General features: G+C 67.6%; 25 protein-coding genes. 14 read left to right on the top strand and 11 right to left on the bottom strand.

Annotation, left to right across the window (positions count from 1 at the left end; genetic code table 11):
• Nucleotides 1-30 precede the first annotated feature (30 nt).
• Both ggt and HJG53_RS11245 read left to right on the top strand, forming a co-directional pair.
• On the top strand, nt 31-1,737 hold the full coding sequence (gene ggt, locus HJG53_RS11250; protein WP_171130744.1) for a gamma-glutamyltransferase: 1,707 nt from the start codon (nt 31-33) through the stop codon (nt 1,735-1,737).
• 27 nt (nt 1,738-1,764) lie between these two features.
• Nucleotides 1,765-3,555, top strand: coding sequence for a long-chain fatty acid--CoA ligase (locus HJG53_RS11245; protein WP_171130540.1), 1,791 nt, complete (start codon nt 1,765-1,767; stop codon nt 3,553-3,555).
• Here the strand turns inward: HJG53_RS11245 and HJG53_RS11240 are convergent.
• Both HJG53_RS11240 and gloB read right to left on the bottom strand, forming a co-directional pair.
• Nucleotides 3,552-3,965, bottom strand: coding sequence for a hypothetical protein (locus HJG53_RS11240; protein ID WP_171130538.1), 414 nt, complete (start codon nt 3,963-3,965; stop codon nt 3,552-3,554). The genes HJG53_RS11245 and HJG53_RS11240 overlap by 4 nt on opposite strands.
• A 32-nt stretch (nt 3,966-3,997) precedes the next feature.
• Complete coding sequence (gene gloB, locus HJG53_RS11235) at nt 3,998-4,726, bottom strand: hydroxyacylglutathione hydrolase (protein ID WP_171130536.1); 729 nt, start codon at nt 4,724-4,726, stop codon at nt 3,998-4,000.
• Nucleotides 4,727-4,818: 92 nt separating this feature from the next.
• Between gloB and HJG53_RS11230 the strand changes: the two genes are divergently transcribed.
• A complete protein-coding gene (locus HJG53_RS11230) occupies nt 4,819-5,553 on the top strand; it encodes an SIMPL domain-containing protein (protein ID WP_171130534.1) in 735 nt (244 codons plus the stop codon).
• A gap of 1 nt (nt 5,554) precedes the next feature.
• Here HJG53_RS11230 and HJG53_RS11225 read toward each other — a convergent pair whose 3' ends face one another.
• The 4 genes from HJG53_RS11225 to HJG53_RS11210 are packed head-to-tail and all read right to left on the bottom strand — an operon-like array spanning nt 5,555 to nt 7,719.
• Entirely contained in the window at nt 5,555-5,974 is a 420-nt protein-coding gene (locus tag HJG53_RS11225; protein ID WP_171130532.1) for a VOC family protein, read from the bottom strand.
• Nucleotides 5,971-6,690, bottom strand: a complete 720-nt coding sequence (locus HJG53_RS11220) for a tetratricopeptide repeat protein (protein ID WP_171130530.1) — start codon at nt 6,688-6,690, stop codon at nt 5,971-5,973. The genes HJG53_RS11225 and HJG53_RS11220 overlap by 4 nt, the downstream gene beginning before the upstream one ends.
• A gap of 5 nt (nt 6,691-6,695) precedes the next feature.
• Nucleotides 6,696-7,421: a carboxylesterase gene (locus tag HJG53_RS11215; protein ID WP_171130529.1), complete on the bottom strand. Its 726-nt coding sequence runs from the start codon at nt 7,419-7,421 to the stop codon at nt 6,696-6,698.
• A gap of 43 nt (nt 7,422-7,464) precedes the next feature.
• Entirely contained in the window at nt 7,465-7,719 is a 255-nt protein-coding gene (locus tag HJG53_RS11210; protein WP_171130527.1) for a DUF6356 family protein, read from the bottom strand.
• Between the two features lie 182 nt (nt 7,720-7,901).
• On the opposite strand from HJG53_RS11210, the gene HJG53_RS11205 reads away from it, so the two are divergent.
• Nucleotides 7,902-8,303, top strand: a complete 402-nt coding sequence (locus HJG53_RS11205) for an addiction module antidote protein (RefSeq protein WP_171130525.1) — start codon at nt 7,902-7,904, stop codon at nt 8,301-8,303.
• Between the two features lie 13 nt (nt 8,304-8,316).
• Here HJG53_RS11205 and HJG53_RS11200 read toward each other — a convergent pair whose 3' ends face one another.
• Both HJG53_RS11200 and HJG53_RS11195 read right to left on the bottom strand, forming a co-directional pair.
• Nucleotides 8,317-9,360, bottom strand: coding sequence for a M48 family metallopeptidase (locus HJG53_RS11200; RefSeq protein WP_171130523.1), 1,044 nt, complete (start codon nt 9,358-9,360; stop codon nt 8,317-8,319).
• A gap of 4 nt (nt 9,361-9,364) precedes the next feature.
• Entirely contained in the window at nt 9,365-10,468 is a 1,104-nt protein-coding gene (locus HJG53_RS11195; RefSeq protein ID WP_254447686.1) for a YjgN family protein, read from the bottom strand.
• A gap of 107 nt (nt 10,469-10,575) precedes the next feature.
• Between HJG53_RS11195 and thrS the strand changes: the two genes are divergently transcribed.
• Nucleotides 10,576-12,573, top strand: a complete 1,998-nt coding sequence (thrS, locus tag HJG53_RS11190; RefSeq protein ID WP_171130521.1) for a threonine--tRNA ligase — start codon at nt 10,576-10,578, stop codon at nt 12,571-12,573.
• Between the two features lie 78 nt (nt 12,574-12,651).
• On the opposite strand, the gene HJG53_RS11185 is transcribed toward thrS, so the two are convergent.
• The gene (locus tag HJG53_RS11185) at nt 12,652-14,175 is read right to left on the bottom strand and encodes an amino acid permease (RefSeq protein WP_171130519.1); all 1,524 of its coding nucleotides are present in this window, start codon (nt 14,173-14,175) and stop codon (nt 12,652-12,654) included.
• A 75-nt stretch (nt 14,176-14,250) separates the two neighbouring features.
• Between HJG53_RS11185 and HJG53_RS11180 the strand changes: the two genes are divergently transcribed.
• The 8 genes from HJG53_RS11180 (at nt 14,251) to HJG53_RS19140 (ending at nt 23,204) form a co-directional block, all read left to right on the top strand.
• Nucleotides 14,251-15,012, top strand: a complete 762-nt coding sequence (locus tag HJG53_RS11180; RefSeq protein WP_217352762.1) for a LytTR family DNA-binding domain-containing protein — start codon at nt 14,251-14,253, stop codon at nt 15,010-15,012.
• A 40-nt stretch (nt 15,013-15,052) separates the two neighbouring features.
• A complete protein-coding gene (locus tag HJG53_RS11175) occupies nt 15,053-15,958 on the top strand; it encodes a PD40 domain-containing protein (RefSeq protein WP_171130515.1) in 906 nt (301 codons plus the stop codon).
• The gene (locus HJG53_RS11170) at nt 15,955-16,815 is read left to right on the top strand and encodes a PD40 domain-containing protein (protein ID WP_171130514.1); all 861 of its coding nucleotides are present in this window, start codon (nt 15,955-15,957) and stop codon (nt 16,813-16,815) included. The genes HJG53_RS11175 and HJG53_RS11170 overlap by 4 nt, the downstream gene beginning before the upstream one ends.
• Nucleotides 16,816-16,878: 63 nt before the next feature.
• Nucleotides 16,879-18,258 carry a short-chain fatty acyl-CoA regulator family protein gene (locus HJG53_RS11165; RefSeq protein WP_171130513.1) on the top strand — a complete coding sequence of 460 codons (1,380 nt, stop codon included), beginning with the start codon at nt 16,879-16,881 and terminating at the stop codon, nt 18,256-18,258.
• A gap of 76 nt (nt 18,259-18,334) precedes the next feature.
• Nucleotides 18,335-19,132, top strand: a complete 798-nt coding sequence (locus HJG53_RS11160) for a DUF1206 domain-containing protein (RefSeq protein ID WP_171130512.1) — start codon at nt 18,335-18,337, stop codon at nt 19,130-19,132.
• A gap of 74 nt (nt 19,133-19,206) precedes the next feature.
• Nucleotides 19,207-21,039, top strand: coding sequence for a DUF885 family protein (locus HJG53_RS11155; RefSeq protein ID WP_171130510.1), 1,833 nt, complete (start codon nt 19,207-19,209; stop codon nt 21,037-21,039).
• A 77-nt stretch (nt 21,040-21,116) separates the two neighbouring features.
• Entirely contained in the window at nt 21,117-21,959 is an 843-nt protein-coding gene (locus HJG53_RS11150; RefSeq protein ID WP_171130508.1) for an arylamine N-acetyltransferase, read from the top strand.
• Between the two features lie 102 nt (nt 21,960-22,061).
• Nucleotides 22,062-23,204 (top strand): PEPxxWA-CTERM sorting domain-containing protein, encoded by a 1,143-nt coding sequence (locus HJG53_RS19140; RefSeq protein ID WP_171130506.1) that lies wholly within the window; start codon nt 22,062-22,064, stop codon nt 23,202-23,204.
• Between the two features lie 3 nt (nt 23,205-23,207).
• On the opposite strand, the gene HJG53_RS11140 is transcribed toward HJG53_RS19140, so the two are convergent.
• Nucleotides 23,208-23,792 (bottom strand): MT-A70 family methyltransferase, encoded by a 585-nt coding sequence (locus HJG53_RS11140; protein ID WP_171130504.1) that lies wholly within the window; start codon nt 23,790-23,792, stop codon nt 23,208-23,210.
• 85 nt (nt 23,793-23,877) lie between these two features.
• Here HJG53_RS11140 and HJG53_RS11135 point away from each other — a divergent pair, with 85 nt between their 5' ends.
• Nucleotides 23,878-25,098: a hypothetical protein gene (locus tag HJG53_RS11135; RefSeq protein WP_171130503.1), complete on the top strand. Its 1,221-nt coding sequence runs from the start codon at nt 23,878-23,880 to the stop codon at nt 25,096-25,098.
• A 37-nt stretch (nt 25,099-25,135) separates the two neighbouring features.
• Here the strand turns inward: HJG53_RS11135 and HJG53_RS11130 are convergent, their stop codons facing one another.
• A complete protein-coding gene (locus HJG53_RS11130) occupies nt 25,136-25,483 on the bottom strand; it encodes a hypothetical protein (RefSeq protein ID WP_171130501.1) in 348 nt (115 codons plus the stop codon).
• Nucleotides 25,484-25,504: the final 21 nt, after the last annotated feature.

Here is a 25,504-nt window from a genome sequence, read left to right as displayed (position 1 = left end):
GTTCGGCGCGAGCGCTCTAGTGTCGCCGCGATGATCGCCCGCCTGCTCAAGTCGCTGTTGCCGCTGGCCCTGCTCGCCGGCTGCGCCACTGCCTCATCTCCTCCGCCAAGCGCATCCGGTGCGACTGGGGGCGGTGCCGTCTCGGCAGCCGATCCGCGCGCCGCGGCGGCAGGCCAGGAGATGCTGCGGCAGGGCGGCAGCGCGGTCGATGCGGCGATCGCCACCGGCATCGCGCTCACCGTCGTCGAGCCGCAATCCTCGGGCATTGGCGGCGGCGGCTTTCTCGTCGTGCATGACGGCACGACGGGCCGGCTCACGAGCTATGACGGCCGCGAGGTCGCGCCGGGGGCAGCGACGCCGGCGCTGTTCCTCGACGCCAGCGGCAAGCCGCTGCCCTTTGGCGAGGCGGTGCCGGGCGGCAAGAGCGTCGGTGTGCCGGGGAATATCCGCATGTGGGCGATGGCGCATCGCGTGCACGGCAAGCTGCCCTGGGCCAGGCTGTTCGAGCCCGCTATTCGCCTCGCGCGCGATGGTTTCGAGATCACGCCGCGCATGGCCGAGTTCCTCGACACGCGGGGCCGGGGCGCCGGCTTCACGCCTTGGGGCCGCAGCTATTTCTTCGGGCCGAACGGTGAGCCGCGCAAGGCGGGCGAGACGGTGCGCAATCCCGATCTCGCGGCAAGCCTTCAAGCCATTGCCGCGCGGGGACCCGACAGCTTCTATGTCGGGCCCGCCGCGCAGGCGCTGGTGCAAACGGTCCGCAGTGCGGCCAAGAATCCGTCGCAAATGACTGCCGGCGACCTTGCCAGCTATGAGGCCAAAGAGCGCCCGGTGCTGTGCGGAACCTATCGCCGTCACCGCATCTGCGGCATGGGTCCGCCCTCCGGCTTCGTCACCATGTTCGAGATACTGAAGCAGCTCGAACGCTTCGATCTGCGCGCGCTCGGCCGTGACAATCCCGAGGCCTGGCACCTGATCGCGGAGTCGCAGCGGCTCGCTTACGCCGATCGCGACGCGTACATGGCCGATCCCGACTTCACGCCCGTGCCGGCCGAAGGGCTGATGAGCGATTCCTATCTCGCTTCGCGCTCCGCCCTGATCAGCAAAGATGGCCGCATCGCCAAGGCTGTCGCCGGTACGCCGCCCGGCGCGCGTGCGGTCACGCCGGCCCTGTCGCCTGAGCCTGCCGGAACCTCGCACATGGTCGCGGTCGATCACGCAGGCAACGTGGCGACAATGACGTCCACGATCGAAGGTCCGTTCGGATCGGGGCTGACCGTCGGCGGCTTTTATCTCAACAACGAACTGACCGATTTCAGCTTCGCGCCCGAACAGAATGGCGCGCCGGTTGCCAACCGCGTGGAGGCGGGCAAGCGGCCGCGCAGCGCGATGTCGCCGACCATCGTCTATGCGCCCGACGGGCATGTTCGTCTCGCGCTCGGCGCGGCCGGCGGCGCGACCATCATCGCGCAGGTTGCCAAGACGATCATTGCGGTAATCGACTGGGACCTGCCGGTCGAAGAGGCGATCATCTCGCCGCAGCTGGTCGCGATGGGCGACGGCGTCGCGGTCGAGCAGGGCACGGCGCTCGAAGCGATGATCCCGGCGCTGCAGGCCAGGGGACACAAGGTTGCCGCGCGCGCGCTGCCGCTCAAGGGCAATGCCGTCGAATGGCGCGATGGCCAGTGGATCGGCGGGGCCGACCGCCGCAGCGAAGGCGCGGCGCTGAAGGAATAAGCCGCAAAAGCGGCAGGAGGGGAAACGATGCGCCAGTTCGAGCAATATCCGAACCTGGTCACCATGTTCTTCAGGCGAGCGCGCGAGGAAGGCGACAAGCCTTTCCTGTGGCGCAAGCAGGACGGGCAATGGCAATCGATCAGCTGGGCCGAGACCGCCCGGCGCGTCTCGGCGCTGGCGGCGGGCTTGAGGAAACTGGGCCTGCAGGCCGGCAACCGTGTGATGCTGGTGTCCGAGAATCGGCCCGAATGGTGCATCGCGGACCTGGGCATCATGGCTGCCGGCTGCGTCACCGTGCCGACCTACACGACCAATACCGAGCGCGATCATCTCCACATTCTGGAGAATAGCGGTTCGGCCGCCGTGATCGTCTCGACCGAAAAGCTCGCCAGGACCCTGCTGCCGGCGGTGCTCCGCTGCGACACGACTCGCCATGTGATCTCGCTGGACTCGGTCAAGCTGCCCCAGGGCGGCGACGTGTCCTTCCACCGCTGGGACGACCTGCTCGCCGCCACCGCGAGTGTCGCCGAGATCGAAGAATCGGCGGCGCGGATGCAGCGCGGCGACCTCGCCTGCATCATCTACACCAGCGGCACCGGCGGTGCGCCCCGCGGCGTGCAGCAGCATCACGGCGCCATCCTCAAGAACGTTGAAGGCTGCGTGGAGATCATCCGCGACGACTTCGGCTGGGGCGAGGAAGTCTTCCTGAGCTTCCTGCCGCTATCCCACGCCTATGAGCATTCGGGCGGCCAGTATCTGCCGATCGGGCTGGGCGGGCAGATCTATTATGCGGAAGGGTTGGAGAAGCTCGCCGCCAATATCGAGGAAACGCGGCCCACGATCATGGTCGTCGTGCCGCGCCTGTTCGAGGTGCTGCGCGCGCGCATTGTCAAGAATATCGAGAAGCAGGGCGGCCTCGCGCCCAAGCTGCTCGACCAGGCGCTCAGCATCGGCGCCAAGGATCTGGAGGGCCGCAAGAGCTGGCGCGACAAGCCGGTCGATCTGCTGCTCGATGCGCTATTCCGGCCCAAGATCCGCCAGCGGTTCGGGGGGCGGATGAAGGCGATGGTCTCGGGCGGCGCGCCGCTCAACCCGGAGATCGGCATCTTCTTTCACTCCCTCGGGCTGACGCTGCTCCAGGGCTATGGCCAGACCGAGGCGGGGCCGGTGATCAGCTGCAACCGGCCCGCCGCCGGCATCGCCATGCATACGGTGGGTCCGCCGCTGAAGGACGTCGAAGTGAAGATCGCCGAAGATGGCGAAATCCTCTGCCGCGGCGAGCTGGTGATGCACGGCTATTGGCAGAATGATGCCGAGACGCAGCGCGTGCTGCAGGAGGGCTGGCTGCACACCGGCGACATCGGCCATATCGACGAGAAGGGCCGGATCGTCATCACTGATCGCAAGAAGGACCTGATCGTCAACGACAAGGGCGACAATGTGTCGCCGCAAAAGGTCGAGGGCATGCTGACGCTGCAGCCCGAGATCCTGCAGGCGATGATTCATGGCGACCGCCGGCCGTATCTGGTCGGCCTGATCGTGCCCGACCCGGAATGGACGGCGGAATGGGCGATCGCCAACGACTATAAATGCGACTTTGCCGCGCTCGCCGACAATCCGATGTACAAGGCCGCGCTGATGACTGCCGTCGACCGCGTCAACAAGGACCTGTCGGTCATCGAAAAGGTGCGCCGTATCATCGTCGCCGACGAGCCCTTCTCGATCGAGAACGAGCAGATGACGCCGTCACTCAAGATCAGGCGGCACGTGCTGAAGCAGGTATATGGCGCGCGGCTGGACGCGCTCTACAAGGGCTAGCGCACCTTCCGGAACGGCACGAACTCACCCAGCGCGCAGCTGCCCGGCGAATAGCCCTGGCTGTAGTCGCGAACATGGGCGATCTCACCGCTGCACAGCAGGCCGGTCGGGTTCCGCGTCTCCAGCGCCAGGTTGCTGTTGAGGCCCGGGCAGCCGCCGGGCGGCTCGTTGCGGTACACGGTCCCGTTGCGCATCCGGTAGAGGATGGTGCGGCCTCCGACATAATAGGTCGAGCGGATCTGGCTGCTGGGGATGCAGCTGGTCGGGCGGCCCGGCTGCTTGCCCGCGAGCCAGGTGTCCATCAGCTTCAGGTCGCGCTCGGTGGCGCGGTCTCCGGTCTGGCTGATCGCCGCGGTGCCGATCAGGGCGGCGGCGAGGCCGATCAGGGAAATGCTCAGGCTGTTGCGCATCGTCTCGGGTCCTTCCTTGCGGCTGAACGCTTTCACCCCTTGAAAGTGTCTTTGGCGGCACGTCTTTCCGCGAGCTGGCCTGCGTCGCGTGCACGCATGAACGGGTTGGTCGCCTTTTCGAGAGCGATGCTGGTCGGGACCGTCGCTTCGCCGCGCGCTCGCGCCGCCTCGACTTCCGCCATACGGCGCACGATGTCCTGATTGTCGGGCTCGGCCACGAGCGCATAGCGGCCGTTCGACAGCGTATATTCGTGCGCGCAATAGACCTGCGTGTCCTCGGGCAGCGCCGCGAGCCGCTGCATATTGGCGAACATCTGCTCGGCCGTGCCTTCGAACAGGCGTCCACATCCCATGGCGAAGAGCGTGTCGCCGACGAACGCCTTGGCTTCCGTCGGGAAATGATAGGCGATATGCCCCGCGGTGTGCGCGGGCACTTCGATCACTTCGGCTTCCACCGCGCCCAGCCGCACGCGATCCCCTCCTGCCACCATTCGGTCGAGCGTCGGGATACGCCCGGCTTCAGCGGCCGGACCGGTGATCAGGCAGCCGGTCGCTTCCTTGATCGTGGCGTTGCCGCCGGTGTGATCCGGGTGCCAATGGGTGTTCCAGATCTGGGTGATGCGCCAGCCCCGCGCGTCGGCTGCGGCCAGCGCCGGCGCGGCCTCCGCCGGGTCGACGACCATCGTCTCGCCCGAGGCCGGCTCGTGCACCAGCCAGATATAATTGTCGCTGAGCGCCGGCACGCGCACCACTTCGATCATCAAAAAATTCCGTTCGTCGTCGTAAAGCCACGGTTCATCGTACCCATCGCAGACTGCGCGCACTTGCTGTCGAGCCCGGAGGAACGCACATCATGAACGCCGCCGCAACGGTCAGCCGTCCGACGGTCCTGCTTGTTTCCGCCGCCTTGCTGTCGACCGGCCTGGTCGGCGGCGGCTATCTGCTCGGCGATGGACTCCGCCGCGCCAGGATGGCGGAACGATCGGTGACCGTCCGCGGTCTCGCCGAACGCAATGTCACCGCCGATCTCGCGACCTGGACCATCGCCTTTTCGGAGACAGGTACCGAACTCGGGCCGGTGCAAGGCGCGATCGACGAGAAGAGCCGCGCAGTACGCGCCTTCTTCGCCCGCGCCGGCTTTCCGGCCAATGCGGTCAGCGACACCGGCGCCAGCGTGAACCAGTTCTTCGATTCCAATCGCCAGCAGAATGTCGTGACCGTGCGCCGCCGCCTGCAGCTGCGCACCACCGACGTGATGCGCGCCCGCGCCGCATTCGCCCGCCAGGCCGACCTGATCCGCGCCGGCGTCGCGCTCGAGGAAGGCAGCGGCATTGTCTACAGCTTCACCAAGCTGAACGCGATCAAGCCGCAAATGATCGCGGAAGGAACGCGCAGCGCCCGGCAGAGCGCGGAGCAATTCGCCAAGGACAGCGGCACCGATGTCGGCGGCATCAAGTCGGCGACCCAAGGCTATTTCTCGATCGGCGCGCGCGACGGCGATGTCGATGGCGAGGGCGGCGGCAATGCGGGCTCCTCGCCGTTCCAGAAGGTGCGGGTCGTGACGACGATCGACTTCTATCTGCGGTGACCTACCAGCTGCCGGTGTTCGGCATCGACGCCCAGGGTTCGGCCGGTTCCAGTCGGCCGTCCTGTAGCAGTTCGATCGAAATGCCGTCCGGCGTCCGCACGAACGCCATATGGCCGTCGCGCGGCGGGCGGTTGATGGTCACGCCCGCGTCCATCAGCCGCTGGCACGTCTCGTAGATGTCGTCGACGCGGTAGGCGAGATGGCCGAAGTTCCGCCCGCCGCCATATTCCTGGTCGTCCCAGTTGTGCGTCAACTCGACTTCGGCGACGCCCTCCTGTCCCGGCGCGGCGAGGAAGATCAGCGTGAACCGCCCCGCTTCATTGTCGAAGCGGCGCACTTCCTTGAGCCCGATCAGCTCGAAGAAGCGAATGGTGGCCTCCGGATCGGTGACCCGGATCATGGTGTGGAGATATTTGGTCATCTGCCAGGCGCTGCCGCTCCGGCGCCGAGTCGGTCAAGCTCCGCCTGTGCTGCCTTGGCGGCTTCGCTGCCGGGCTGGTTCTTGATCGCGGCTGCGAATGCCAGCCGCGCCGCCGGAAGGGAGCCCGCCGCCAGCGCGATCCGTCCCGCCTCCAGCGCGACGCTCGCATCGTCCGGTGAACGTTTGGCCGCTTCGGCAATATCGGCCTGAGCCCGGTCGAGCTGGTCCATCCGCCGCGCAAGCGACGCGGAAAGCAGCCAGGCGAGCGGGTCTTCCGGCACCAGCCGCAGCGCTTCTTCGAGATCGGCACGGGCGGCCGCCGTGTCACCGGCGGCGACATTGGCGCGCGCGCGGTCCAGCCGGATCTCGCCCTTGGCCGGGCCGCTCAGCTGACCAGCAACCAGTGCCCGATCGAAGGCCGTCACCGCCGCGTGCGGATCGGCGCCCGCGAGACGGGCGTTGCCGGCCTGCACCCAGAGATTGGCGGACGCCAGTTGCTCCTCAGGCCTAGTTTCCCGCGCCGCCTGCTCGAACGCCGTGGCGGCTTCGGCCCAACGTTCCTGCGCCACATAGGCGAGCGCGGCGCATTGCCGGGCGAGCGCACCGCCGCCTCGCTCATGCCAGCCATTGGCGGTCTCCGCCGCCTTGACCGGATCGGCGGCGATCTGATCCGTGCAGCTGGGCTGCGCGGCCTGGGCGAGAAGGAAAAGGAGCATTGAGGTCACCCGATCAGGGAAGCGACCGTCGCGATGAGCAGGTCCAGATCCTGCGGTCGCGACAGCCGGTGATCACCGTCCTTGACGAGGATCGTCTGCACATCGGCTGAACGCAGCTTGCCGGCGAGATGCGGCGAGTGGTGCCACGGCACGTCGGAGTCGCGCTGGCCATGGAGCAGCCGCACCGGACAGTCGACGGCAATCTCCCGGTGCAGCATCCGCAACGCTTCGCCCGACTGCCAGAGCGCACGGGTGGTGACCAGTGGTGCGCCATAGTCCGATGGCCGCTCCAGCCGGCCTTTGGAGAGCAGTGCCATCTTCTCGTCCTGGGTGAAGCCCCAGTCGGTAAAGTCCGGCGCGGCGGCGATGCCGACGAAAGCGGCGACACGCTCCGGCCGCGCCTCGGCGACCAGCAGCCCGATCCACCCGCCCATCGACGATCCGACGAGCAAGATCGGTCCTTGCGTGAGCCCGTCGACCAGCGCCAGCGCATCGTCGCGCCAGCTTGTCAGCGTGCCATCCTCGAACCGACCCTCGCTTTCGCCGCATCCGGCATAGTCGAAGCGCAGCATCGCCTGCCCATGCTCGGCCGCCCAGGCGTCCAGGGCAAGCGCCTTGGCGCCCTGCATGTCCGACGCATAGCCGGGCAGGAACACGATGGTCGGGGTACTGCCGCTCCGCAGCGAGTAAGCGAGCTTGGCCCCTCGAGGCCGATCGAAGAATGCGGTCATAGAGCGCGAATGGTCACGAAAGGTCGCACTGGCCAAGAGGCCGTCAGATCACATATTCGATCGAGCGCATCTCAATATTGGCATCGCGCTTGGCGGCGCGCTTGGCGACCATCTGATCGTAGAGCTTTTTCACCGTGCCGCTGCCGGTAGTGATGAAGACGCCGGGGACGATGGCATGCACGACGCATGCGATGCCGCCGGCAATCATGCGGAGCCCAAAACCGCCGGCAGCAGCGAAATGCTCGCCATAGGTTTCGCCGACTTCGCTTGGATGGTCCTGGAAAAGTTTACCGAACATGTGATCCCGCCCGCGGAAGAGAAACTGGACTCGTGAATGCCTGCGCGACCGCCCTGCCCGAGACGGCGCACAGTCACGGTGACTGCTAGCACAGCTCGACCGTGTAGGACAGCACCCGCCTCTCAGTCCCGTTTTTGCTAATGCGACTTGATCGCAATAAGCGAACATGGCACGACCCATCCATGCTCAAGCAGATGTTCGTGCCGCCGCCGCGCCTCGCCGACCTCGCCCCCGAGGAGGCGGCCCTGATCTCCGCCACGCGCAAATGGGTGATGGCGCAGCGCCATGGCCGCATGTGTCCACTCCACGCCGCGGCGAACCAGCTCGGCGCGTTGCAGGCGGCGCGGTCGCTGCACCTGCTGCTCGCCCATGTCGGCGCCAGCTGGCCCGATCCGGTGGCCGTCGCCCCGCCCTGTTGCCCCGCCCTCACCCATGACGAAGCGACCTTGCTCGGCATGGTGATCGCCGCACACCGGCATTCGCGCCCGGTATTCGATGCGCTTACCTGCGAGATGCTGGGCGAGGACGCGCGCGACCGGATTCATGCGGCCGCCGCGGCGGTCGGTCATGCGATCGGCCTTTGACGCCACCTCAGTTTTACGACGGCGGCCTGCTCGAGCAGATCGCGCGCAGCTCGGTCCATTCCCGGCTGCTGAGCGCGGGCCGATAGGCCTCACCCTTATGCGCCGCCTCCGTGAAGCGCTGCGCACGATCCCCGGACAGCGGGTGTGACGACAGATAGGCCATGGCCGGCTCGAACCGGCCGAGATCCGTCTCCGCCTTCTTCAGCCGCCTGAAGAAGTTCGCGGTGGGTGCCGGGCTGATATGGGCGCGGTTCAGGGTCGCGATCGCGGTCGCGTCGGCGTCCTGCTCCGCCCTGCGGGTGAAGGTCAGGGCGACGAAGCCGTCCACACGGCCCGCGGTCGTGCCGCCGAGTGCAGAAGCGAAGATGCCGACGCCGAACTCGCGGATCAGGGCGGCGGTGATGTGGCGCCGACGGACATGGGCGATTTCGTGCGCCAATATGCCCGCCAGCTCCTCTGGACTCTCGACCACTTCGAAAAGCTTGTCGAACAGCACGATGTTGCCGGCAGGGAGTGCCGCGGCATTGACGATCGGCGCATCGACGACGCGGACGTTCAGCTCTCCGGGCTTTGGATCCAGGCTGGCGACCAGCCGCTTGAGCGCCGCATCGCCGAGCGGCGTCGAGCAATATTTGCCGCCGAAATCCCCGACCAGCGCCTCACCATAGGCCTTCTCCACGGACGGCGGCACCAGCGGAGCGAGTAGGGTCGGCGCGAAATAGCCGCCGGCCAGCACGAGCGCCGAGCCCGCGACGAAGACGGCGAGCGCCCGCGGCAGCCCGACCCGGTCGATCCAGCCGCCATAGCCGCCGCCGCGAGGGAAGAGCCGGTCCAGCTCGGGATCGACCGGCGCCGGCAGCTTCAGCCGCCAGCCCGCATTGCCGCTGCGGCGCAGCGTCAGGCCGGCCGAGCCGCGGTCGGCAACCGACAGCTCGTCGAGCATCACATCCTCGAGCGGCGCACCGGCGTAGTCGATGCGCAGCACCGGCCCGTCCTGCACGACCTCAACTTCATGCCGCACGCCGGAGCTGCCGTCATAGAGCCAGGCGCGCGTCATCCGCTCAGATCGCGCCGATGTCGAAGGCACTGGCGAGGCCTTCCGCGTCCCCACTCGCATCGGTCTGCGATTGGGTGAAATCGTCCAGCTCGACCGTACCCGTCGCCTCCAGATGGCGGATGAAGAAGGCCCAGTTGCGATAGCCGAGAAAGGCGATGCCGATGCCGAGCGTCACCACCACCAGCCCGACATTGCCGAGGAACAGCTTCAGCCAATCCCAGGAGCGTGCGTGGAAGGAGAACTCCAGGCCGCCGAGCCGGGTGTGACCGATCGCCTCGCGCAGGAACTTCGCCCAATAGCCGACCCCGAGGATGGCGAAGCCGATATAGATGCCGAGCACCATAAGCACGACCATGATGACGCCAAGCACCTGGCCTGTCTGTCCGCTCGCTCCCGACGCCGCGCCAAGACCGACAGCCATGAAGCCGAGCAGCGCGGCCGCGAACAGCAGCAGGAAAGGGCTGACCAGCATCAGTATCCACCGGCCCATCAGCGGGCTGAAGTCCGTATCCGCCTCGAACCGCCAAGGCCCGAAGCTCATCGCCCGCCAACGCTGGTTCCACAGGCTTGTCATCGCCCAGGGGATCAGCATGCCGGCCGCACTCGCGCCCGCCGCCATCTTCCAGAGATAGGTGAAGCCGTAGCGCCAGCCGCCGGGCTCGCCGCCGCCACGAATGCCGTGCCACCAGCTATGCGACAGGCGGTAGCGCAGGGCCCGGTAGCGCGCGACGCCCGTTAGGAAGAAGATGCCGCCATAGATCAGGAACATGGTCGAAAAGGCGAGCACGAAGCGCTGCCGCACGATCAGCGCCTGGAAGCCGAACTGCAGGAACAGGAGCGCGGGCAGCAGTAGCGCCATCACGATCAGGAAGCCGATGAACATCTCGCGACCGGTGCCGGTCCATTCGAGCGTATCGTCGATGAACTCGGTCCGACTCCACAGATAGCGCCGCTCCCGAGCACGCGCCCAGAAACGGTACACGCCCAAGGTGACGAGCGTCAGCAGCAGGTTGGTGAGCGCGATCGGCAGATATTCCCGCCACGTGCCGGTGAAGCGAAACGCGCTCGCCGGGGCAGCCATCGCGAACTCATGGCTTTGATCATTCATGGCTTTCCCCCGCTTTCGTCATTGTGGCTAAGGCCGGGAGACCTGACAACGGGTTAAAGCGAGCGCCGCCTTGAGGCGGGCGGATGCGGCCGCTACATGCCCCGCCCATGTCCGAGATGATCCGCATCACCCTTCCCGATGGCTCCGCGCGCGAGGTGGCGAGCGGAACCACTGCGGCCGAGATCGCCGCGGCGATCGGGCCGGGTCTGGCCAAGGCGGCGCTGGCGGCGCGCGTCGATGGCGAAGTGCGCGATCTTGCCCGGCCGATCGAGCGCGACGCCGAACTGGCGCTGATCACGGCGCGCGACGAGGCGGATGCGCTGGAGCTCGTCCGCCACGACTACGCCCATGTGCTGGCCGAGGCGGTGCAGAACCTGTTCCCCGGCACGCAGATCACCTTCGGCCCGGCGACGGACGACGGCTTCTATTACGACTTCGCGCCCAAGGACCGGCCGTTCACCGAGGAAGACCTGCCGGCGATCGAAGAAGAGATGCGGCGCATCATCGCCAAGGACGAGGCGCTGGTCCGCGAGGTGTGGACGCGCGACCAGCTGATCGCGCATTTCCGCGCACATGGCGAGACGTTCAAGGCCGAATGGGCGGGCGAACTGCCCGGTGATGAGGAGCTAACTGTCTATCGGTCGGGCGACTGGCTCGACATGTGCCGCGGCCCGCACTTGGCCTCGACCGGCAAGCTTGACCCACAAGCCTTCAAGCTGACGCGCGTTTCCGGCGCTTACTGGCGGGGCGACCAGAAGAACGCGATGCTCAGCCGCATCTACGGCACCGGCTGGCTGAACAAGAAGCAGCTGGCCGAGCATCTCACGCGGCTGGAGGAAGCGGCCAAGCGCGACCACCGCAAGCTGGGTCAGGAAATGGACCTGTTCCACCTGCAGCAGGAGGCGCATGGCTCGATCTTCTGGCACCCGAAGGGCTATCTGATCTGGCGGCAGCTCGAAGCCTATATGCGCCGGCGCCTGGATGCGGGCGGCTATGAGGAAGTGAAGACGCCGCAGATCATGGACGCGCGCCAGTGGGAGCAGTCCGGACATTGGGGCAAATATCGCGAGAATATGTTCGTCATCCCCGACGAGGTGCCGAACACCGAGGATGACGGCCCGGTCGTGTCGAACGACGCCGACTGGATGGCGCTGAAGCCGATGAACTGCCCGGCGCACGTGCTGATCTTCCGCCAGGGCATCAAATCCTATCGCGACCTGCCCTTGCGCATGGCCGAGTTCGGCTGCTGCCATCGCAACGAGCCGCACGGCGCGCTGCACGGGCTGATGCGCGTTCGCCAGTTCACCCAGGACGACGCGCACATCTTCTGCCGCCAGGACCAGCTGGTCGAGGAAGTGGCCTTGTTCTGCGACCTGCTCGATCGGGTCTACAAGGATCTCGGCTTCGACAAATATGCGATCAAGCTCGCGCTGCGGCCGGAGAAAAGGTTCGGCACGGACGAGATGTGGGACTGGTCGGAACAGTCGCTGCGTGACGCAGTGGCGGCGACCGGGCGCAATACGGCGGAATTTGGCTGGGAAGAGCTCCCCGGCGAAGGCGCCTTCTACGCGCCGAAGCTCGAGTTCCACCTGACCGACGCGATCGGCCGCACCTGGCAGGTTGGCACGATCCAGACCGACACGGTGCTGCCGGAGCGATTGGACGCCTCCTATGTCGGGGCGGACGGCGAGCGGCACCGTCCGATCATGCTGCACCGCGCGATCCTGGGCAGCTTCGAGCGCTTCATCGGCATCCTGATCGAGCATTATGCGGGCAAATTCCCGCTCTGGCTGGCGCCGGTGCAGGCGGTGGTCGCGACGATCGTGTCGGACGCCGACGGCTATGCGCAGGACGTGATCACCGCCCTTGCCAAGGCCGGCATCCGCGCCGAGGTCGATCTCCGCAACGAGAAGATCAATTACAAAGTGCGCGAGCACTCGCTGGCCAAGGTCCCGTACCTGCTGGTGGTCGGCAAGCGCGAGGCCGAGGAGCGCACCGTTGCGCTCCGCCCGCTCGGCGCCGACGCTCGGCAGGAAGTGCTGCCGCTGGATGAGGTGATCGCGCGCCTGACCGGCGAAGCGGTGCCGCCGGATCTTCGTTCCTGACGAGCTCCCCGGCGAGGGCCGGGGTCCAGCCTCGCGTAAGTGACTCCTGGGCCCCGGCTTTCGCCGGGGCACAAGACCTTAGTGCGTGCCCGGCACCGGCGGGTTGATGTCGTGGATCTCCGGCTCGTGCACTTCGGTCAGGCCGCGGCCGACGTGGCTGCGGTTGCGGCTGTAGAGGAAGTAGACGACGAGGCCGGCCAGCGCCCAGCCGATGAACAGCTGGATCGTCACCGCCGACAGGCTGAAGAACAAATAGACGCAGCCGATGATCGACAGCGGCGCGATGATCGCCACCGCCGGCGTCCTGAACGGCCGCGCCCGGTTCGGATCGGTCCGCCGGAGCACCAGCACCGCGATCGAGACCGCGGCGAAGGCGAACAGCGTGCCGGAGTTGGACACGTCCGCGAGCAGGCCGACCGGGAAGAAGGCCGCGAACAGGATCACGAACAGCCCGGTCAGCAGCGTGATGACGTGCGGCGTCTTGAAGCGTGGGTGCACGCGCGAGAACATCTCCGGCAACAGGCCGTCGCGGCTCATCACGAAGAAGATGCGGGTCTGGCCGAACATCATCATCAGGATGACCGACGGCAGCGCGATGATCGCGGCGGCGCCCACCAGCCAACCGATGAAGGGCCAGCCGATCGACTTCAGCGTCCAGGCCAGCGCTTCCTTCGAACAGACGACCGCCTGTTCCTGGATCGCGGCGCAGGCCTGCGACAATGCCGGAGTACCCGGCGACAGCACTTCACCGCCCGGACCATAGACCGGCTGCGCGCCGACCGTGCCGATCACGCCGGAAGCAACCAGCATGTAGAAGATGGTGCAGACGGCAAGCGAGCCGATCAGTCCGATCGGCATGTTGCGCTGCGGATTCTTGGTCTCTTCGGCCGCCGTCGAGACGGCATCGAAGCCGACATAGGCGAAGAAGATGGAGGCGGCCGCGGCCGAAATGCCGCCGAAACCGAGCGGGGCGAAGGGGGTGAATTGGCCGGTCTTGATCACCGGCAGGGTCAGCAGGATGAACATCGTCAGTGCGATGATCTTCACGCCGACGAGCACCGCGTTCACGGTCGCGCTTTCCTTCGTGCCCTTGACGAGCAGCAGCGTGACCGCGGTCGCGATCAGCATGGCGGGCACGTTGATCATGCCGCCGTCGAACGGCCCGCGCACGAGGTCGAGCGGTATCGTGATGTTGAAGCTCGTCTGCAGCCAGCCGATGAAATATCCAGACCAGCCGACCGACACGGCGCCGGCCGCAATCGCATATTCGAGGATCAGCGCCCAGCCGACCATCCAGGCAACCAGCTCGCCCATCACGGCATAGCTGTAGGTGTAGGCGGAGCCGGACACCGGCACCATGGCGGCCATTTCCGCATAGCAGAGCGCCGCGACCGCGCAGACCAGGCCGGCGATCACGAAGGACAGCATCATGCCGGGACCGGCCTTTTGCGCGGCCTCGGCGGTGAGCACGAAGATGCCGGTGCCGATCACCGCGCCGATGCCGAGCATGGTCAGCTGGAACGCGCCCAGGGAGCGGTGCAGCGATTTCTTCTCGGCGGTGGCAAGGATGGCGTCGAGTGGCTTGATACGCCCGAAAATCATGCCTGTGTCGATCCTCTTTCCAGCGCTGCGCAGGAGCGCTCTTATGGCGCCGGAAACTAGACGCTAATCGCAAGCGTGCAACTGATTATCGCTGAAGGGCCGGAACGGATGGCTGCAGGAGAGATTGGAGGCCTTTGGCGCGTGCCGCTGCGCGGTACAGCCCTGCTCGCGGCGGCCTCGATCCTGCTCGGTGCCGGCGCGGCCTATTGCATGGGCTATGCGCTGCTGTCGGGCGGCACCAATGCCTGGGCACGCGCGCTCGGCTGGTCGGCGGGCGCCGTGCTGCCCTGGTTCCTGATGTTCGAAGCAGTGAAACGGGTAGAAGCGCGGCGCGGCGCTCCGCTGGGCTGGCGGAGCCTCGCCGTGCTGCTGGCCGCGACCGCGCTCGTGTCGCTCGGCATCGAGGAAGCCGTGGACCGGCTGATCTGGGGTTCCGCGACCGCGCCGCTGCCGCTGCAGATGCTGCGGCGAGTCCCGGCATTGCTGCTGCTCGGCGTCCTGCTGCTGCTTCGACGCGGGGAACAGCGTCCGGATATGACGGCGGCACGAACTGCCTCAGATGCCGAAGCCGTCGGGCTGCGCTACGCCCGCGCTGCCGACAATTATGTCGAGCTCCACTATAGCGGGCATATGCGGATGGAGCGGGAGACGCTGGCCCGGCTCGAGGCGCGGCTGAGCGGGCGGGGGTTCGTGCGTGTGCACCGCTCTATCCTCGTTCATCCACGTTGGGTGTGCCGCATCGAGCCGGGCCGGGCGCCGACCCTGCTGCTCGACGACGGCACCCGCCTGCCGACCGGCAGCCGCTACCGCGAGACGCTTCGCCACTTCGTCCCTTAGCGCTTTACTGGCGGAGCCGGCGCGACCCAGCATCAGGCCGATGATCAGCCTGATGCTCCTGCTCGCCGCTGCGCCGATATCCGTCACGGCGGTGTCCGACTCCTACCCGTCATTGTCGCCAAACGGCCGGACCCTCGTCTTCGCATCGAACCGCTCCGGCCGCACCGCCCTGTGGCTGGCCGATGCGGACGGCAGCAATCCGCGCCTCTTCTTCGATCCTGGCCAGGGCGATCCCGGCAGCGCCGTCTGGTCGCCCGACGGTACGCAACTCGCCTTCGTCATGCGAACGGCCGAAGGCGGCGCCGCGGTCCATGTGATGGGCAGCGACGGCAAGGACCCGCGCCGCATCACGCTCCAGCCCGGCGACTGGGCGCATCCGCACTGGAGCGCGGACGGCGGGCGCATCTTCTTCAACGCGCCATCGCCGCTGCCCGCCCGGCAGGGCGGCGAGGCGACCGCCATCTACAGCGCCCGGCCCGACGGCTCCGACCTGCGCCTGCACCTCGCGTGCGACGATCTCTGCACCTATCCGAGCCCGTCGCCGGACGGCCGCTGGATCGCCTTTCGCAAGGTCGTGCCGCAGTCCGGGCGCAACTGGGAACAGCAGCCGATCCCGCGCAATTCGGAAGTGTTCGTCGTCCGCATGGACGGTAGCGGGCAGCGCAACCTGGCCAATGATCCCGGTTTCGACGGCTGGCCGACCTGGTCTCGCGACGGCAGGCACGTCATCTTTGCCTCGGCGCGGGACGGGCGGCCGAGCAGCGGCCAGATCTTCCGCGTGTCGCCGCAGGGCGGTCCGGTCGAGCGCCTGACCCCCGATGACGGCTGGTCGCGCGCCCAGCCCAGCGTCGCCGCAGACGGGAGCATCTATGTCTTCGAGCTGAAGGAGGATGCGCGCACCCAGCTTGGCCATATCGCCCGCATTCCGGCAGAGGCGAGCCGATGATCGCCCTCTTGCTGGCACTGCTCGCCGCGGAGCCGCGTCCGGGCCTTGCCTATCAGGTGACCTATTCGGTCAACATGGACGCGGTGCCGTCGCCCGACGGCCGCGCATTGGTCTTCATCCGGATCGTGGAAGGGCGCGAGCAGCTGTTCACGATGGACGCTGGCGGCGGCAATGAGCGGCAGATCACGCATGGCGCCGCCGATCACGAGGACCCGGCCTGGTCGCCTGACAGCAGGCTGATCGCCTTCATTCGCATCGAGGGCGGTCGCAAGATCGTTCATGTCACGCGTCCGGATGGAAGCGGAAGCCGGCCGATTACGCCACCGGCCCAGCATGCGATCCATCCCAGCTGGACGCCGGACGGCACTCGCATCCTCTATTGCACCGACGACGATCTCCGCCCGCCGGCCAAGAACGAGGCCGCCATCTATTCGGTCGACGTGGCGAGCGGCGCGGTCAAGACGCTGATCGCGGGCGGCATCAACACCTATCCGGTGATGTCCCCGGACGGACGGCATATCGCCTTCCGCAAGATCACGGGCGAGCTGAACTCCGAAGTCTATGTCGCCGACGCGAACGGCGCGAACCTGCGCAACCTGACCAACGATCCGGCCTGGGAGGGCTGGCCGGCCTGGTCTCCGGATGGGAAGCGGATCGCCTTTGCCGGCAATCGCCGCTCCAACTACCAAATTTTCGTGATGGACGCGGATGGAGGCAATGTCCGTCTCACCGCGAACACGGAAGGGCGGGCGACGGCGCCGCACTGGTCACCGGACGGGCGGACCATCTATTTTACCAACTGCGCCAGCGTCGACTATGGGCGTGGCTGCGAAGTGATGGCCGTCCCAGCGCCATAAGCCAAAGTCGCTGTGCGCCTGTAAACTCTTCACAGCCGGCCGGTCCGCCCCTAACGTACCCCTATGGCGAAGCTGATCGCGGGGCATCAGGTGCGGCGTCTCCGCCGCCAGGCCGGGCTGTCGCAGGCGGCGATGGCGGAGCAGCTCGGCATCTCGGCCAGCTATCTGAACCTGATCGAGCGCAACCAGCGGCCGTTGACGGCGCAGGTGCTGGTGCAGCTCACCGAACTCTACGATTTCGATCCCCGCACCCTGAGCGCCGGCAGCCCTGGCGGTGGACCGGAAGCCATTCGGCGGCGCCTCAACGATCCCATGTTCCAGGATCTGGAGATCGACCGCGCCGAACTGGAGGAATGGCTGGCCGGCGCGCCGGGCGGTGCCGAAGCCTTTGCTCGCGCCTATGACCGATTGGGCGGCGGCCCCGGCATTGCCGCCGACACGAGCGATCCGACCGCGCTTGCGCGCGCGGAGATCGAGCGGTGGCGCAATCATTTCGCCGACCTGGATGCTGCCGCCGAAGCGCTCGCCGACGAACTGCGCCAGTCGGCGGGCGAGCTCTACGCCGCGATCGCCGAGCGGCTGCGCGTCAAGCACAGCCTCACCCTGCGCATCCTGCCGGTCGACGTGATGCCGGATACGCTGCGTCGGCTCGACCTGCACGCGCGCCAGCTGCAGCTGTCCGAGATGCTCGACCCGGCCTCGCGCACCTTTCAGGCCGCCTATCAGCTCGGCGCGATCGAAGCGCGCGCCGAGATCGACGCGCTCGCCAAGGGTGCGGCCTTTGCCGAGCGGGCGGCGGAGCGGCTCTATCGCCGCCACCTGACGGGCTATTTCGCGGCCGCGCTGATGATGCCCTATGCGCGCTTCCTGCGCGCCTGCGAGGCGACCGGCTATGACATCGAGCTGCTACAGCGGCGCTTCGGCGCGGGGTTCGAGCAGGTCGCCCACCGGCTGACCACGCTGCAGCGCGTCGGCGCGCGCGGCCTGCCCTTCTTCATGATCCGGATCGACCGCGCCGGCCAGGCGAGCAAGCGCTATGCCGGGGCGAGTGCATCGCCATTGGCGGAGGCCGACGCGCGCTGCCCGCTGTGGCGACTGCACAATGCGTTCGACCGGCCCGGACGGATCGAGCGCGATCTGGTCGAACTGACCGACGGCTCGCGCTGGTTCAGCTTCGCGCGGACGGTCCATCCGCAGGGCCGCCGCGCCGGCGATGTCGGCGCCGAGTTCGTCGTCGGTCTCGGCCTCGCCGCCGACCTGGCCGGCAGCCTGGCTCTCGCCCGCGGCATGGACCTGAGCGGCGCCGCGACGCCGATCGGCCTTGGCTGCCGCGCCTGCACGCGGCCGCAATGCCCGCAACGCAGCGCACCGCCGGCAGGCCGCGCGCTCCTCTTCAACGACCGCGAGCGGGGCCTGAGCGCCTTCAGCTTCGTCGAGGATTGATGCCCACCAAGGCTGCCTGTGTCATCACGGGAACGAAACTCTCGTCGCGCGCGCTCTACCGGCCAGGAGGAACATCATGGCCGACATCGCCGCTCGCCTGACGACGCTCACCCGCCTGGGCTTTGCCGCCCGCGGGCTGCTCTACATCGTTATCGCCCTGCTCGTGCTGACCACCGGTCGCGCCGAGGACCCGAGCGGCGCGCTGCAGACCCTGGGCGAAGGCGGCGGGCGCATCCTGCTCGGCCTGATGGCGGCAGGCTTCGTCGCTTACGGCATCTGGCGCCTGTCGGACGCGGCGTTCGACATCGAGCGGCACGGCAGCGACGGGAAGGGCCTGCGCGAGCGGCTCGGCGCGGGTGCGAGCGGCATCGTCCATCTGTTCCTTGCCTGGCAGGCGATCAGGCTGATGCAGGGCACCGCGGACCAGGGCGGCAGCGGGGCGGAGCAGGGCGCGCAATCCGCGCTCCAGCTGCCCGGCGGCGGCGTGCTGCTGGTCCTTGGCGGCTTGGTGCTGCTGGGCGTCGGACTGTTCCAGCTCTATCGCGCGCGGAAGGGCAGCTTCCTCGACCATCTCGAACCACAGGTTGCGCGGCAGGACTGGGTCCGCTGGACCGGCCGGGCAGGCTATGCGGCGCGCGGTCTCGTGTTCCTGATCAGCGGCTTCTTCCTGGTCCGCGCCGGCCTTGACGAAAAGGCGAGCGAAGCGGGCGGCATGGCCGAGGCGCTGGCCTGGCTGACCAACCCCTGGGATGTCCTCGTCGCGATCGGCCTGCTCGCCTTCGGCCTGTTCAGCCTGATCGAGGCGCGCTTCCGCACCCTGCACCAGGTGCCGGTCCACGGCATCGGTCAGAAGGTCCGCGCGCAGATGCACTGAAGCCCGGCAGGGTCCAAAACCCGGCTTTACCTGCTCGCCGGGCCGGCTAAGAGCCGGGCGAGAGAGGAAAATCCATGCCGAAATCCAGCTTGCTCTGCGCCGTTGCCCTGTCGCTTGCCGCTCCCTTCAGCCTGTCCGCGCAAGCGCCGGCACCAGCCGCTCCGGCCGCCGCCGAGGACGCCCGCCTCTACGCCTTTCTCGACCAGCAATTCGCCGAAGAGCTGCGCGAGCGGCCGCAACTGGCGACGCAGCTGGGGCTTAAGGAGGGGCGCGACAGGCTCGACGACATCAGCGACGCCGCGGCGCTGCGCCGGCTGGAATGGCGCCGGGCGAGCGTCGCCCGGATGAAGGCGCAGTTCGACCGCGCGAAGTTGTCACCAGCCGCGCAGACCAATTACGACATCTGGGCCCTGGAACTGGACCGGGCCGAACTTTCCTACCGCTATCGGCAATATGCGCCGCCCTTCTATTCCTTCCTCTATTCGGCGCATGCGCGGCTGCCCGATTTCCTGATCAACACGCACACGGTTCAGGACGCGAACGACATGCGCGCCTATGCCGCGCGCGTGCGGGCGATCCCAGCGGTGCTCGACGAGGCCATCGCGCAGAGCCGCACCTCCGACGCGGCCGGCGTGCGTGCGCCGAGGTTCCAGATCGAACGGGTGATCGCCGGCAGCAAGGCGATCACGACCGGCGCGCCGTTCGACGAAGGCGCGCCCTCCCCGCTCTGGGCCGACGCGCAGGCAAAGGTCGCGAAGCTTCAGTCCGGCGGCAAGGTGACCGAAGCCGAGGCGCAGTCACTGCTCGCCGATACGCGCGCCGCGCTGCTGACGCTCAAGCCCGCCTATCAGCGCGTGATCGCCTGGGCGGAGGGCGATCTCGCCGCAGCGCCGAGCGGCCGGGTGGGCGCCGTGTCGCTGAAGGGCGGCGCGGACTATTATGCCGCCGCGCTCAAGCTCAACACCACCACCGACCTGACGGCCGAACAGATCCACCAGATCGGCCTGAAGGAGGTGGCGCGGATCGAGGCCGAGCAGGATGCGCTCGCCAGGCAGGCCGGGTTCAAGGACCGCATCGCCTATTATGCGGATCGCGAGCGTCGCAATCCCCCCGTGCCCTGGACGGACGAACTGCGCGCCGAATATCTGCGCAACGCCAATGCGGCGATCGCGCGCAACCGCACGCTGCTGCCCAAATATTTCAACCAGCTGCCGCAGCACCGGATGGAAGTGGTGCGCGAGCCCTCGTTCAGCGAAGTCGCCGGCGGCGCCGCCCACGCCGCGGCGCCCAGCCCCGACGGTTCGCGGCCGGGCCGCGTCTATGTCCACCTGCTGGGCGTCACCAGCGACCCGTCCCCCGACGCGACCGTGGACCTGATGTGCCACGAAGGCGTGCCGGGCCATGTCATGCAGGGCGACATCCAGGTTCGGCAGAGCGTCGGGCCGAAGTTCCGCCAGTCGGCGCGCTATGTCGCGTTCGGCGAAGGCTGGGCGCTCTATGCCGAGGCCTTGTGCAAGGAAATGGGCGCCTATCCCGATGTCGCCAGCGACTTCATGCGGCTGGAGGCGGAGCTGTTCCGCGCCGCGCGGCTGGTCGTCGACACCGGCATCCACGCCAAGGGTTGGACCGAGGACCAGGCCGTCGACTACATGGTCAACACCGGGCGCGCCTCGCCCGACCAGGGCCGTTCCGAAGTGCGCCGCTACATCACGCTGCCCGGCCAGGCGACCGGCTACAAGATCGGCATGCTCAAGATCATGGAGATGCGGCGCAAGGCGGAGCGCGAGCTTGGCCCGAAGTTCGACATCAAGGGCTTTCACGACCTGCTGATCGGCTCGGGCTCGCTGCCGCTGTCGATCATGGAGCGGCAGGTGGACGAATGGATCGCCGCCCGGCGCAAGGCATAGCCTCCGTCTCGACAGGGTGAGGCTTGGTCGCGCGCCGCTCGCCATGGCGCGCGACCGGCGGCACTCCCTTGGGCATTATGACCGATCCTCGACTGCCCACCGAAAGCGAAATCTCCGCCTATTTGGGCCGGATCGGCTATTCCGGCCCGGTCCGCGCCGACTTCGTGACCCTCGCCGCACTCAATCGGCTGCACGCCGAGGCGATGCCGTACGAGAATTTCGACGTGCAACTGGGCGTGCCGGTCACGCGCGATCCCATCGCTGCCTTTGCCAAGCTCGTCGGGCGCGCGCGGGGTGGCTGGTGCTACGAATATAACGGGCTGTTCGCCTGGATGCTGGCGGGCATCGGCTTCACCGTGCGGCATCTGGCCGGCGCGGTGATGCGCGAGGCGGCCGGTGACATGACGATCGGCAATCACCTGGTGCCGGTGGTCGAACTGGACCAGCCCTATGTCGCCGATCCTTCCATGGGGCTGATGTCCCCCGTGCCGGTTGTCGAGAGCCCGATCGAGCATGGCTGGCGCCGCTTCGCCTTCGAGCGGCTGGACGGCGGCTGGTGGCGATTCCGCAACCATCCCGACGCCCCGCCGCCATCGATGGACTTCAACCTCGACGTGACCGATCCGGAGCTGCTGGAGGATCGCTGCGGGTTTCTGCAGACCGACGGCAACTCGCCCTTCGTCCGCCACGCCATCCTGCAACGCCATTTCGCCGAGGCGACGGAAGTGGTGGTCGGCCGCGTGCACACGATCATCGACGCGAACGGCAAGCGCGAGCGCGAGATCGCCGACCCCGCCGCCTATGCCCGCGTCGCCCGCGAACGCTTCGGCGTCGAGGCGCCCGACATGGCCGCCCTTTGGGCGAGGATCACCGCCGCCCCGAAAGGCGGGTTCCTAGGCGGTATGGATCAGGCCGCCTAGTCGGTCGCTGCCCCGTTTCGGTACAGCGCCCAATGCCTAACCTGTTGTGAACGCCTGTGAAGCTGGCTAGCGTCGCGAGCAAAGAACAGGGGGGTTGCACAAGTGAAGCTTTGGTTTGGCCTTGCGCTGGCGGCGTTTGCCCTGCCGGCGGACGCGGCGGTGCGCTACACGGCGACCGTCCTCACCACGCCCGAGGGCCTGAACATGCAGGCGTTCGGGCTCAACAACGCTGGCGAGATTGTCGGAGGCAGCGACGAGGGCGATGCTTACCAAGCCTATTATCGGTCCAGTGCGGGCGACTATCGCGCGCTCGGCGGGCTGGGCGGCACACGGTCGACCGCCGGCAGCATTTCGAACAACGGCACCATTGCCGGCCAGGCGCGCAGCGGCAGCACCGGCGCCACCAGCCTGCCCTTCATCATCCCGCCGGGTGGCACGCTCACGACTATCGCACTGCCGGCGAATGGTAGCGCCGCAGCCAGCAATGACGTGAACGACAGCGGTGTGGTTGTCGGCACGTTTCAGGTGCCTAATGGCAACAGCCGTCGCAACGTCGCCTTTCGCTGGTCGGCGGCGACCGGCATGGAAGTGAACAGCGACGGCTTCATCCGCGACGCGCGTGCCGTGAACGCCGCTGGCGATGCCGTGTTGGCCGACATCGACACCGCGTTCCGCTGGACGGCCGACGGTGCCATCCTTCCGCTCGAGAAGGTAGACGGAAGCAATCCCACAAGCGTGTACGTCACTGCCGTTGACATCAACGATGCGGGGCAGATCGCAGGCGTGGTCGGCTATGCCGACGATGACTTCTTCGACCGAACCGAAGTCGCTGTGTGGGGGACCGACAATCGTCTGATCCGGCGCGCCGCGTTTGAGGATTACCTTGGCGTCATCGCAAGCGGCCTCAACGGGGCCGGAGACGTGGTCGGATCGGCCAATGATCTAAAAGGATTTCCCGACGGTAGCTTCATCGAGCGGAGAACCGCGTGGGTGTGGCTCGGCGGCGGCACGGTCCTCGATCTCAACACCCTGACGGATCGGCCCGACATCGCCTTTCAGAATGCCTTCGACATCAATGATCGCGGCCAGATCATCGCCTGGGGTCTAAAGGGCGGTATGCGGGTCGACGTGCTGCTCAACCCGCTGGCGGTGCCGGAGCCGGCTAGCTGGGCGTTGTTGATTGCAGGCTTCGCCTCGGTGGGGGTGACGCTGCGGCGGCGCGCTTCTTCCGTGCAAACCGCCTGAGCCTTACTCCGCCGCGCGGTCGAGCTTGCCGACTTCGTTGCCCCAGGCGTCCCAGCCGGGGCGCTCGCTGCGGGCGAAGAGTTCGAGTTTCGACGCGGCGGGGTAAAGCCGGTCGATCGCGTCGCGCACTTGCTCCGGCTTTTGCGAGTGGGCGCGCTTGGGGGCGAGGATCACGTTCGGCACGCCTTCGTCGCCGAGCGGCATCGGCCGCCCCTTGGCGATGCGGCTGGCGGCGAGCACATATTCGGCGGTCGGCTTGACGATCGACGGGCGCACGCCCTGCGCGCCGATCGGTCCGCCATCCTTGCGCGCCTTGACCCAGACGAACGCGACGCCGCGAAAGTGCAGCTGCCACGCCGCCAGGCACGCCATCGCGACATCAAGCCGCGGGGACGTCGCCCAGAGGAAGAGCACGCCGCGATCGGAAAGCAGGTCCGGCACCGGCAGGGACACGATCGCCTCGTCCGGCGCAGTCGCGTAGAATTTTGCCGCGGCGCCCCATTTGTTCTGCTGGCCGTAATAGGACCAGGGCGGATCGGCGAGGATCACGTCGTAACGCCGGTCCGGCAAGTCGCGCCACAGGATCATGGGCGCACAGTGGCGCTCGACCCGAGCGAAGTCGAGGGGCTGGAACGACGATGGACTTTCGCGGTCACGCCTGAATAATCAGGCAATGACCGCAGCTTCCGCTCTCCGCACTGTTCATTTCCTGCCCCTGCTGCTCTGGGCAGCCCTGACCGGCGCTGCCGCACCTCCTCGGCAGACCGAGAGCGACGCCTATAGCCGGTACGAACTGCTCGCGCCGGGCTCAGGGCAGTTCCGCATCCTCTATGAAGTGAGCGCGACGACGGCCGGCGCCCGCCATTACTTCAATCCGATCCGCAAGGGCAGCATCGCGACGGACGAGCGGGTGATCGACCGATCGACGGGCAAGCCGCTGCGCTTCGATATCGTCGGCGGCGACGTGGCGCGGCAAGCTGGTGTCCCGAACGCCGGGGCCGACGGGCAATATATCCGGGTGACGCTCGCGCGCCCGGTCCCTCAGGACGGCGAGGCGCGCATCCTGATCGACAAGACCTATACCGACCCGAACAGCTATCGGATGGATGGCGACACGATCGTTTTCGACCGGTCGCTCGGGATCAAGCGCAACGCCGTGGTGCTGCCGCGCGGCTATGAACCGATCTCGGTCAATTATCCCTCGCAAGTGCTGCAGGAGGCGGACGGGCGCATCAAGCTGAGTTTCTGGAACACCAGTCCGGCGGCCGCGCCGCTGATCGTCAAGGCGCGGCCAGCGAGGCTGGCTCCGCCGGTGCAGGAAGGGCTCGCCGGGCGCTTGCAGGAACGCGCGACCCAAAGCCGTGAGATCGTCTATTATCTGCGCGATCCCGATACGCACAGCTTCGACCTGACCCATGACTATACCGAGAGCCGGCCGGGAGTCGGCGTGTACACGAACGTCGTGCGCGCCGGCAGCCGGGTGTCGAACCCTTCGGCACGCGATCTCGACACTGGCGAGCAGCTGCGCGCGGAAACGCTGAAGGGAGCGGCGGCGATCGCGAAGGCAGGCGGCGATGCCCGCGATGCCGACGCCAACACCGAAGCCGTGCTGTTCCACTTCAAGGCCCCAGCGGCGGGCGAGACCCGCCGCCTGCGCATCTCAGAGACCTATACCGATCCGGAGCGCTACCGGCGCGAGGGCGACACGCTGATCTGGGATCGCTCGTTCGGACGGCCGATGAATGCCGTGGTGCTTCCCGCCGGCTGGGCGCTCACCGACAGCTCGGTCCCGGCGACCGTCAGCCTGCTCGACGACGGGCGCGTGCGGCTGGACTTCATCAACCCGCGGAACGACGAGATCGCCGTGCTGATCCTCGCTGCCCGCCGCAAATAGCGCGGCCGAATCGCCTCTCGACGCTTCCCTACTCCCCCTACATCGCCGGTTCGGCGCTGTTCGGGTTGGGCAGGGTCGCGGGGGCGAAGGCGTCGCGTTTGCGCGGATCGACACCGGCGCTCATGTCGGGGCGGAAATCGGTCGGCGCGCGGTCGCCCGGGCCGTGATGCGGCTGGTCGAGCGACAGGTCGGCGGCGGTGCTGCCGCCATCGCCGGCCGCGTTGCTCGGCAGTCCGAGAGCGCGGTCGATCGCACCCAGCGTGTTGTCGCGCCCGCGCTTGCCGAGCACGAACAGGCCCAGCAACAGGCCGATGCCACCCGCCGCGATGCCGGCGATCAGCGTGCTGTTGTCTTGCGGTTTCTTGCTCTTCTGCTTCTTGGCCATGGCGTGCTCCTTCGTTTCGGC

The organism is Sphingomonas sp. ID1715 (assembly GCF_013044515.1).
Classification (GTDB): Bacteria; Pseudomonadota; Alphaproteobacteria; order Sphingomonadales; family Sphingomonadaceae; genus Sphingomonas_B.
This window is presented reverse-complemented; position numbering and strand designations above follow the sequence as displayed.

What these genes read in the sequence shown, in the direction of transcription:
- HJG53_RS11210 (WP_171130527.1), bottom strand. Translation starts at nt 7,719, where the DNA reads ATGTTCGGTAAACTTTTCCAGGACCATCCAAGCGAAGTCGGCGAAACC.
- HJG53_RS11170 (WP_171130514.1), top strand. Translation starts at nt 15,955, where the DNA reads ATGATCGCCCTCTTGCTGGCACTGCTCGCCGCGGAGCCGCGTCCGGGC.
- HJG53_RS11155 (WP_171130510.1), top strand. Translation starts at nt 19,207, where the DNA reads ATGCCGAAATCCAGCTTGCTCTGCGCCGTTGCCCTGTCGCTTGCCGCT.
- HJG53_RS11245 (WP_171130540.1), top strand. Translation starts at nt 1,765, where the DNA reads ATGCGCCAGTTCGAGCAATATCCGAACCTGGTCACCATGTTCTTCAGG.
- gloB (WP_171130536.1), bottom strand. Translation starts at nt 4,726, where the DNA reads ATGATCGAAGTGGTGCGCGTGCCGGCGCTCAGCGACAATTATATCTGG.
- HJG53_RS11215 (WP_171130529.1), bottom strand. Translation starts at nt 7,421, where the DNA reads ATGACCGCATTCTTCGATCGGCCTCGAGGGGCCAAGCTCGCTTACTCG.
- HJG53_RS11240 (WP_171130538.1), bottom strand. Translation starts at nt 3,965, where the DNA reads ATGCGCAACAGCCTGAGCATTTCCCTGATCGGCCTCGCCGCCGCCCTG.
- thrS (WP_171130521.1), top strand. Translation starts at nt 10,576, where the DNA reads ATGTCCGAGATGATCCGCATCACCCTTCCCGATGGCTCCGCGCGCGAG.
- HJG53_RS11175 (WP_171130515.1), top strand. Translation starts at nt 15,053, where the DNA reads ATGATCAGCCTGATGCTCCTGCTCGCCGCTGCGCCGATATCCGTCACG.
- HJG53_RS11135 (WP_171130503.1), top strand. Translation starts at nt 23,878, where the DNA reads ATGACCGCAGCTTCCGCTCTCCGCACTGTTCATTTCCTGCCCCTGCTG.
- HJG53_RS11220 (WP_171130530.1), bottom strand. Translation starts at nt 6,690, where the DNA reads ATGCTCCTTTTCCTTCTCGCCCAGGCCGCGCAGCCCAGCTGCACGGAT.
- HJG53_RS11185 (WP_171130519.1), bottom strand. Translation starts at nt 14,175, where the DNA reads ATGATTTTCGGGCGTATCAAGCCACTCGACGCCATCCTTGCCACCGCC.
- HJG53_RS11200 (WP_171130523.1), bottom strand. Translation starts at nt 9,360, where the DNA reads ATGACGCGCGCCTGGCTCTATGACGGCAGCTCCGGCGTGCGGCATGAA.
- HJG53_RS11205 (WP_171130525.1), top strand. Translation starts at nt 7,902, where the DNA reads ATGCTCAAGCAGATGTTCGTGCCGCCGCCGCGCCTCGCCGACCTCGCC.
- HJG53_RS11150 (WP_171130508.1), top strand. Translation starts at nt 21,117, where the DNA reads ATGACCGATCCTCGACTGCCCACCGAAAGCGAAATCTCCGCCTATTTG.
- HJG53_RS11165 (WP_171130513.1), top strand. Translation starts at nt 16,879, where the DNA reads ATGGCGAAGCTGATCGCGGGGCATCAGGTGCGGCGTCTCCGCCGCCAG.
- HJG53_RS11140 (WP_171130504.1), bottom strand. Translation starts at nt 23,792, where the DNA reads ATGATCCTGTGGCGCGACTTGCCGGACCGGCGTTACGACGTGATCCTC.
- HJG53_RS11225 (WP_171130532.1), bottom strand. Translation starts at nt 5,974, where the DNA reads ATGACCAAATATCTCCACACCATGATCCGGGTCACCGATCCGGAGGCC.
- HJG53_RS11130 (WP_171130501.1), bottom strand. Translation starts at nt 25,483, where the DNA reads ATGGCCAAGAAGCAGAAGAGCAAGAAACCGCAAGACAACAGCACGCTG.
- HJG53_RS11160 (WP_171130512.1), top strand. Translation starts at nt 18,335, where the DNA reads ATGGCCGACATCGCCGCTCGCCTGACGACGCTCACCCGCCTGGGCTTT.
- ggt (WP_171130744.1), top strand. Translation starts at nt 31, where the DNA reads ATGATCGCCCGCCTGCTCAAGTCGCTGTTGCCGCTGGCCCTGCTCGCC.
- HJG53_RS11230 (WP_171130534.1), top strand. Translation starts at nt 4,819, where the DNA reads ATGAACGCCGCCGCAACGGTCAGCCGTCCGACGGTCCTGCTTGTTTCC.
- HJG53_RS11195 (WP_254447686.1), bottom strand. Translation starts at nt 10,468, where the DNA reads ATGAATGATCAAAGCCATGAGTTCGCGATGGCTGCCCCGGCGAGCGCG.